7 protein-coding genes and 1 pseudogene are annotated in these 7,548 nt (G+C 73.8%); 4 read left to right on the top strand and 4 right to left on the bottom strand.

From position 1 onward, the window contains the following. Window positions 1-202: 202 nt before the first annotated feature. The 3 genes from V7E46_RS30840 to V7E46_RS30830 are packed head-to-tail and all read left to right on the top strand — an operon-like array spanning window position 203 to window position 2,905. Entirely contained in the window at window positions 203-1,258 is a 1,056-nt protein-coding gene (locus V7E46_RS30840; RefSeq protein WP_333771496.1) for an ABC transporter ATP-binding protein, read from the top strand. Further along, complete coding sequence (locus tag V7E46_RS30835) at window positions 1,255-1,995, top strand: ABC transporter permease (protein WP_329175044.1); 741 nt, start codon at window positions 1,255-1,257, stop codon at window positions 1,993-1,995. Before V7E46_RS30840 ends, V7E46_RS30835 begins: the two co-directional genes overlap by 4 nt. A gap of 25 nt (window positions 1,996-2,020) precedes the next feature. Next, complete coding sequence (locus V7E46_RS30830) at window positions 2,021-2,905, top strand: sensor histidine kinase (protein WP_333771495.1); 885 nt, start codon at window positions 2,021-2,023, stop codon at window positions 2,903-2,905. Between the two features lie 18 nt (window positions 2,906-2,923). On the opposite strand, the gene V7E46_RS30825 is transcribed toward V7E46_RS30830, so the two are convergent. The 4 genes from V7E46_RS30825 to V7E46_RS30810 all read right to left on the bottom strand — a co-directional run bounded on the left by V7E46_RS30825 (window position 2,924) and on the right by V7E46_RS30810 (window position 6,817). Then, complete coding sequence (locus tag V7E46_RS30825; RefSeq protein WP_333771494.1) at window positions 2,924-5,161, bottom strand: hypothetical protein; 2,238 nt, start codon at window positions 5,159-5,161, stop codon at window positions 2,924-2,926. 153 nt (window positions 5,162-5,314) lie between these two features. Next, entirely contained in the window at window positions 5,315-5,683 is a 369-nt protein-coding gene (locus V7E46_RS30820; RefSeq protein ID WP_333771493.1) for a DUF6113 family protein, read from the bottom strand. Continuing rightward, window positions 5,680-6,591, bottom strand: coding sequence for an N-acetyl-1-D-myo-inositol-2-amino-2-deoxy-alpha-D-glucopyranoside deacetylase (gene mshB, locus V7E46_RS30815; protein WP_333771492.1), 912 nt, complete (start codon window positions 6,589-6,591; stop codon window positions 5,680-5,682). The genes V7E46_RS30820 and mshB overlap by 4 nt, the downstream gene beginning before the upstream one ends. 31 nt (window positions 6,592-6,622) lie before the next feature. Continuing rightward, complete coding sequence (locus tag V7E46_RS30810) at window positions 6,623-6,817, bottom strand: hypothetical protein (RefSeq protein WP_329175053.1); 195 nt, start codon at window positions 6,815-6,817, stop codon at window positions 6,623-6,625. A gap of 259 nt (window positions 6,818-7,076) precedes the next feature. Between V7E46_RS30810 and V7E46_RS30805 the strand changes: the two are divergent. Further along, window positions 7,077-7,548: pseudogene (locus V7E46_RS30805) on the top strand (S9 family peptidase); the annotation flags it as partial.

Below are 7,548 nucleotides of genomic sequence, written 5' to 3'. Positions count from 1 at the left end.
TCGGTCCGATCCGGACCACCGGCCGGTGGGGGCTGAGCGCGCAGTTCCCCGCGCCCCCTGATGGGCACCCCCCGCCGGAGGGGAACCGCCAGAACCCCCGCGCCCCGGGGAAGGGCACCCGGCGGTATGTATGACATCTGTCATGCGGAAGACACGACCTCCGCCACTGCCGCGCGCAGCGCCACCCCGCCAAGCTGGACGTATGACAGCGACAGCGACCACGAATGGCGCGACCGGGCGAACCGCGGACACGGGGGCGGTGCCCGTCGCGAGGTTCACCGCGGTGAACAAGAGCTACGGCGCCGTGCACGCGGTGGCGGATCTGAGTCTTGAGCTGCACGCGGGCGAGACTGTGGCGCTGCTCGGCCCGAACGGGGCGGGCAAGTCCACCGCGCTCGATCTGCTGCTCGGGCTCAAGAACGCCGACCGGGGCGAGGTGCGGGTGTTCGGCACGACGCCCGCGCAGGCGATCACGGCCGGGCGGGTCGGAGCCATGCTGCAGAGCGGCGGCCTCATGGAGGAGGTGACCGTACGGGAGCTGGTCGGGCTCGCGTGCGACCTGCACCCGAAGGCGTACCCGGTCAGCCAGGTGCTGGCCGCGGCGGACATCGCGGACATCGGGTCGCGGATGGTCAACAAGCTGTCCGGCGGCCAGGAGCAGCGGGTGCGGTTCGCGCTCGCCACGGCCGGCGCGAACGATCTGATCGTGCTGGACGAGCCGACCGTCGGGATGGACGTCAGCGCGCGCCAGGCGTTCTGGGCGACGATGCGCGGCCAGGTGGCCGAGGGGCGGACCGTACTGTTCGCCACGCACTACCTGGAGGAGGCGGACGCCGTCGCGGACCGCGTCCTGGTGATGCACCAGGGGCGGCTGATCGCGGACGGCACGGCCGCGGAGATCAAGGCGCGGGCGGGCGCCCGGCGGATCACCTTCGACCTCGAAGGGCCGGTCGACGAGGCCGCGCTGCGGGCGCTGCCGCATCTGGTGGGCCTGGACATCACCGGGCCGACCGTCCGCATCCGCTCCGACGACGCCGACGCGACGACCCACGCGGTCTACGCCCTCGGCCTCTACCCGCGCAATCTCGAAGTGGCGGGCCTGGGCCTCGAACAGGCCTTCCTGGCCATCACCGACGCGGCCACCGCCGCGAACACCGGCACGGCGGACGCCACGACCGCCGACACCGCCGCGCGCGCGGACACCGCCGCGGCCCCGAAGACCGCCGACGCGGACGACAACGGAGCGGGCACGCGATGAACACCCTGGTCAGGCTGGAAATCATCCGCACCCTGCGGAATCGCAAGTTCATGTTCTTCTCGGTGCTCTACCCGGGCCTGCTGTTCCTGATCGTCACCGCGGGTGCGGGAAAGACCAAGAAGCTGGACGGCGTGGACCTCACCGTGGCCGCGTACTACATGGTCGCGATGGCCGCCTTCGGCGCGATGACCGCCGTGCTCATGGGCAATGCCGAGCGCATCGCCCGCGAGCGCGAGAAGGGCTGGGTGCGGCAGCTGCGGCTCACCGCGCTGCCGGGCCGCGGCTATGTGACGGCGAAGATCGCCTCCGCCGCGACCGTCAGCCTGCCGTCGATCCTGATCGTGCTGGTGCTGGGCGCCGCCGTGAAGGGCGTACGCCTCGACGCCTGGCAGTGGGCGGCGATCCTGGTCAGCATCTGGGCGGGCAGCATGGTCTTCGCCGCGCTCGGCGTCGCCATCGGCTATGTCGCGACCGCGGACGTGGCCCGGCCGATCTCGATGCTCTGCTACTTCGTGCTGGCGATGCTCGGCGGCCTGTGGGTGCCCTTCACCACCTTCCCGCACTGGCTCCAGACGCTGGCCGGTTATCTGCCGGGCCGCGCGTACGCCGCCCTCGGGCAGTCCATCGAGTTCGGCGACGCCCCGCACGCCAAGGACGTCACCGTGCTCGTCTGCTACCTGGTGCTCTTCGCCGGTACGGCCGCCTGGCTGTACCGCAAGGACACCAGGAAGGCGTAGCGGGAAGGACCGGAGGAGCGGGCGCATGAGCGTCGAGGAGACCTGGGCCGGCACCGGGCCGGCCGCCGGCGGGCGGCTGCCCGAGACGCGCCGGCAGGCGCTGACCAGACTGATGTGGATCGGCGTGTGGCTGCTCTACCTGGCCGCGCCCGTCACCGACCTCTTCGGCGGCCACCGCCCGGCGGCCGTCACGGCGCTGGCCGGCGCCGGTCTGGCCTGCTTCATCGTGGGCTACCTGTCGCTGGCCCTCCTGCCCGCCCACACCGGGGAGCGCTCCGAGCCCTGGGTCTACGCGCTGCTGGCCGCGCAGACCGCGCTGTCCTTCGTCCTGTCGGCCGGCCTCGGCAAGAACTGGCTGGTGCTCTTCGTGTACGTGGCGGTCTCCTGCGGGGCCGCGCTGCCCGCGGCACGGTCCCGCTGGGCGGTGCCCGGCGTCACCGCGGTGCTGGCCGGTACCGGCGCGTGGGTGGACCGGCCCGGCGACCTCTACCCGTCGCTGGTCGTGCCCGCGCTGCTGGGCGGCTTCGCGATGCTCGGCGTGACGCAACTCGTCCGGACCATGAGGGAGTTGCGGGAGGCGCGGCGCACGGTCGCGCACCTCGCCGCCACCGAGGAGCGCCTGCGGCTGGCCCGCGACCTGCACGATCTGCTCGGGCACTCGCTGTCCCTGATCACCCTCAAGAGCGAACTGGCCGGGCGGATGCTGCCCGGCCGCCCCGAGGACGCGGCGCAGCAGGTCGCGGACATCGAACAGGTCAGCAGGCAGGCGCTGGTGGAGGTCCGCGAGGCGGTCAGCGCCTACCGCCGGCCGACGCCGGCCGGCGAGACAGCGACCGCCCGCGCGGGCGACGGCGGCTTCACGCTGCGCGCGACGGTCCCCCTCGCGGCCGTTCCCGCCCGGCCTTCCTAGCCGGGCCGCTCGGAAGGCTCACCCCGCGTTCTGCAAGGTCACCGTCCGGTCGGCGGGGTTCTCCGCCCCGAGCGCCTGGATCAGCGCGGTGGCCACGTCCTTGGGGGTGACCGCCGTTTTCGTACCGTCGCCGCGCTCCAGCAGCACCCCGTCGAACCTGCTCCCGTACAGCTTCTGCATCGCGTCGAGGTCGATGTGCGGGGCGAGCTTGCCGTCGGGGGTCGCGACCATCGTCAGGAACTGCGGCAGCGTCGTGTTGAAGGAGATGAAGTGGTTCGCGTCCGCGCGCACCGTCACCTTGCCCGACATCGCGGTCTTGCCGAAGCCGTTGACGGCCCGGTCGATCTCGGCCTGCGAGACCCTGGGCGAGGTGGTGGTGGCGCTGAGCACCACCGGGGTGTCCGCGCCGGTCTCCGCGCGGGTGCGGTAGGCCGCCTCGACCTGCGCGGTCGCGGCCGCCAGGTCCAGGGTCTGCTGGGGCTTGCCCGGGACCGCGATCGCCTTGTGGTCCTCGAAGCGGACCATCGCGTCGCTGCCCGCGCTGCCCTTGCCGGCCAGCGACTGGAGCGTGACCTTGAGCTTGTCCTCGTCGACGACGAAGACCGGGTCCGCGGTGCGGCTGCCGCCGAAGAGCGAGCCGATCACCGAGACCGGGTTGTAGTCGGCGTGGGCGACTGCCCGTACGGTCGCGTCGGTGTCGATGGACAGGCCCGCGACCGAAGGCTTGAGGCTCTGCTTGCGGCCGCCGATGGTGAGCGCGAGGGGGGCGGTGGCGCGGTTGCCGAGCGCGGTGTCCAGCATCTTGACGGCCGCGTCGCGGTTCTGGTTGCCGATGTCCACCCCGAGCGCGGTGGTGCCCTTGGGCACATCGGCGTGGTTCATCAGCAGGCCGGCACCGTAGGCCAGGACGACGACGCCGACGGCGGCGACCCCGAGCAGCAGCGGCTTGGAGCGGCCCTTCTTCGCCGGCCGGGCGGCGGTGGCGGCGGGCGCCGGCGTCTTGCGGGCCGGGGGCACCGCGGCGGCGGGCTCCGGCTCGGCGGCGCCCTTGCGCGGCTGCCGGGCCGGGCGGGACTCGTCGGCCGGGACCGCGGGGATGCCGCCGACCAGGGTGTCGCTCGACACCCGGTCGTTCCCGCCGCGCGCGGGCGGCCGGAAGCCGTTCGCACCGGCGGGCGGCCGGGGCGTGTCCTGCGTCAGCGGCGGTACGTTCATCGCGCCGGTGGCCGGGCCCGAGGTCGGGCCGTACGGGATGCCCAGCGGGTCCTCGCCGCCAGGGAAGGGCTGGTCGCTCGGGCGCGGCACCCCGGGCGGGAAGTCGGCGGTCCCGAAAGGCTGCGACCCGGTGTCGAACGGCGACCGGGTCTCGTCCACGACGGGCATCGCGGCGGTGCTGTCGAAGGCCGGGTCCGTGCCGAAAGCGGCCTGCGACCCGGTGTCGAACGGCGAACCCGTACCGAAGGGCGGTGCCTCGGAGGTGTAGGGGGCGGCGAAACCACCCGCCGGGGTGTCGTGCGGGCCGCGGGCGGCCTCGGACCCACCGGGCGCCCCGCCGACCGGCGGCGGCAGGTACGGGGTGTTCCCGGTCGACTCGCCCTGCGCTCCCCCGGGCTCGGTCCGCGGGGATCCGCCCCAGGCGGTGTCGGTCCGCGTGCCCGGCGGGGTCAGCCCGGGCGAGGGTCCCGCGGCGGCGGGGTTGCGGACCGGCAGCGGCACCGCCCCGGTCGGCTCCTCCCGCCCGTAGGGAGACGCCGGTGCGCCCCCCGGCACGGGCGCGCCGCCCGTGGGCTCGTCCGGCCCGGAGGCCGGTGCGCCCTGCGGCGGCGCCGACGCCTTGCGCGGGGCGAACCAGTCGCTGGTCTTCTCCGGCTCCGGCTCGGCCGGCGCCTCCGCCTCGGGGGCGGGCGCGGCCGGCGCGGGTGCCTCGGCCGCCACGGCGGCGACAGCGGCGTCGTCGACGGTGGTGCGGACCACGACCGGCGGGATGGGGCGGGAGCCGGGGATGTTGATACGGATCCGGGTCGTCAGCGTGGTCTCGGTCCTGGGCTCGCCAGGCACGGGCGCCTGCGCGGGCGCGGCGTCCTGCGCCGCGCCCTGCCGGCCGCCGTCGTCCGGTGCCCCCGCGGGCCGCGTCCGCTCCTGCGGGTGCAGCGAGGGGAAGGGGCGGCTGCTGCCGTACGGCGGGGTCCCCGAGGGATACGCGGCACCGCCGCGACCCTGGGGACCGGAGGACGAACTGTCTGTTTCACGAGTCAAAGCAGGCTCTCCCGGTTAGCTACGCCGCCCGACACTGTTCTCCGATTGCGGCTCGCCGGCGGGCCCCACCATACCGACCTGCCGGTGGCCGCGACCCTGGTCGGCCGCAACGCTCGCGCTCAGCCAACCATGTGCTCGCCCCTGCCCGCCAAGTCAGGCGGTATTCGCCCCGGATGAGGTCAGTTGGGGCAGAGTGGCGCAGATCACCGCGGCCAGGGCGCCGCCGAGCAGGTAGAGGTACGCGCCCGCGCCCGCCGCGAAGAGGAAGTCGCCCTCGGGGCGGGTGGAGCTGAGCAGCAGGACCGAGATCAGCCAGAAGCCGGCCGGCACCGCCACCCCGACCCGGCTGCCGGTGGCCTTCAGACCGCCGTAGAAGAGCCCCGCGCAGCCCGCGAGGGACAGCAGCAGGCCGCCGGGGAACAGGCCCGCCTGGACCAGCGCCCCGGCCGCCGCGACGAGGGCGCCGAGGACGGCGAGGACGGCGTAGCCGAGGATCCGGCCGAGGGTGATCGGGGTGGTCATGACGCGCTCCCGCCGGCCGGGTCCGAGGGGTCGAAGAGGTCGTCCGCCGGGCCGTCGGCGCTGCCGCCCGCGAGCGCGTCGCCGCGGACCTGGCGGTAGCACTCGGTGGCGAAGAACGGCTGCCCGAGGTCGTTGGACAGCGCGAAGAAGGGTCCGTCCACGGCGATCTGGCTGGCGTGCGCGCGCATCGCGGCGGTCTTGCGGTCGCTGTACGCGCTGCCGTCGATCGCCACGGTGACCAGTTTGTCGTCGACCACGCCCGGCACGTCGTCCGGGGTGGCGACGCCCCCGAAGGGGAAGTCCCTGCCGGCCGCCGCGAGGCGGGCGAAGCCCTCCTCCACGACCGAGCGCGGAGTGCAGATCTCGTAGACCCTGTCCACCCGGTGGCCCTGGTCGGCGGCCAGTTCGTAGCCGCGCAGCGCGACCCGGTGGGCCTGGATGTGGTCGGGGTGGCCGTAGCCGCCGTTGTCGTCGTAGGTGACGAGCGCCTGCGGGCGCACGTCCATGATGACCTCGGCCAGGTGGCCCGCCGCCTCGTCCAGGTCGGCCTGCCAGAAGCAGCCGGGCACCTCGTTCTGCGCGACGCCCATCATGCCGGAGTCTCGGTAGCGGCCGGGGCCGCCGAGGAAGCGGTGGTCGGCGACGCCGAGTTCCGACATCGCCGCCGCCAGCTCGCCGATCCGGTACTCGCCCAGGGCGTCGTCCCGGTCCGAGGCCAGATGTGCCAGCTCGGGCGGGATGACCTCGCCCTCCTCGCCGAGTGTGCAGGTGACGAGGGTGACGAGGGCACCTTCCGCCGCGTACTTCGCCATGGTGGCGCCGTTGTTGATCGTCTCGTCGTCGGGGTGGGCGTGGACGAGCAGCAGACGGCGCGCGGGTGGTGCAGGCGGGGTGGTTCGGTCGGTCATGGCGGAAGCCTACGACCCCCGCCGGTGGCGCTCAGAACTTGATGTCGGAGATCATCCCCGCGACATTGTTGGTGAGGTCGGTGATCTGTGGTGCCCAGGACGAACTCGCCAGGTAGAAACCCAGCAGCGTGCAAGCGATGGCGTGCCCGGTTTTCAGACCGGACCTGCGGATCAACAAGACCACGACGATCAGCAGCAGCAGCACCGCCGAAATCGAGAGTGCCACAGCGGCTCACCTCCAGGTACGCAGGGTTCATGTCAGTTGCCACATGGTTATTACCCACCCACGGCAACGGATCATAACTTTCCGTGCCACCGCATATGTCGGAGCACGGAAGCACACGGGGGCGCATGACCAGATCCGGCCACCCGCGCCCCGGGGCGCGTTTTCGACTCCGGGTGCTCCGCCGCTGGTAGGAGGCTCGCCACGCCATCCGGCGTTTATCCGGAGGCGATTGTCGGCGCGACCCCCTACTGTCGCGGGTATGACGTACCTCTCATTCCCGCGGCAGCACGCACGGACGCAGCGGTTCACCCTGGGGGCGCCGCGGTCCTTCGCGGTCGCGCCCGGGGGCGAGCGGGTGGCCTTTTTGCGGTCGCGGTCCGGTACGGACACCGCCCAACTGCTGTGGGTGCTGGACCTGCCGGCGGGCGAAGGGGAGCCGCGGGAGCGCGTGGCGGCCGATCCGGCGGCGCTGCTCGGCGGCTCCAGGGAGGACCTGCCGGCGGCCGAGCGGGCCCGCAGGGAGCGCAGCAGGGAGGGCTCCGCCGGCGTGGTGGCCTACGCGGTGGACAGCGCCGTGGAGGTGGCCGCCTTCGCCCTGTCCGGGCGGCTGTTCACGGCCGGGCTGGCGCCGGAGGGCGGCGGGGCACGCGAGTTGGCGGTGCCGGGTCCCGTGGTGGACCCGCGGCCCTCGCCGGACGGGCGGTGGGTGGCCTACGCGTCGGGGGGCGCGC

Source organism: Streptomyces sp. IBSBF 2435 (assembly GCF_036815005.1).
Lineage (GTDB): Bacteria > Actinomycetota > Actinomycetes > Streptomycetales > Streptomycetaceae > Actinacidiphila.
Note: the sequence above shows the minus strand (reverse complement) of the source record. Positions and strands in the feature narration are given on the sequence as shown.

Excerpts from the sequence above, each read along its gene's own strand:
- mshB (WP_333771492.1), bottom strand. The coding sequence starts at position 6,591 with ATGACCGACCGAACCACCCCGCCTGCACCACCCGCGCGCCGTCTGCTG.
- V7E46_RS30820 (WP_333771493.1), bottom strand. The coding sequence starts at position 5,683 with ATGACCACCCCGATCACCCTCGGCCGGATCCTCGGCTACGCCGTCCTC.
- V7E46_RS30830 (WP_333771495.1), top strand. The coding sequence starts at position 2,021 with ATGAGCGTCGAGGAGACCTGGGCCGGCACCGGGCCGGCCGCCGGCGGG.
- V7E46_RS30840 (WP_333771496.1), top strand. The coding sequence starts at position 203 with ATGACAGCGACAGCGACCACGAATGGCGCGACCGGGCGAACCGCGGAC.
- V7E46_RS30835 (WP_329175044.1), top strand. The coding sequence starts at position 1,255 with ATGAACACCCTGGTCAGGCTGGAAATCATCCGCACCCTGCGGAATCGC.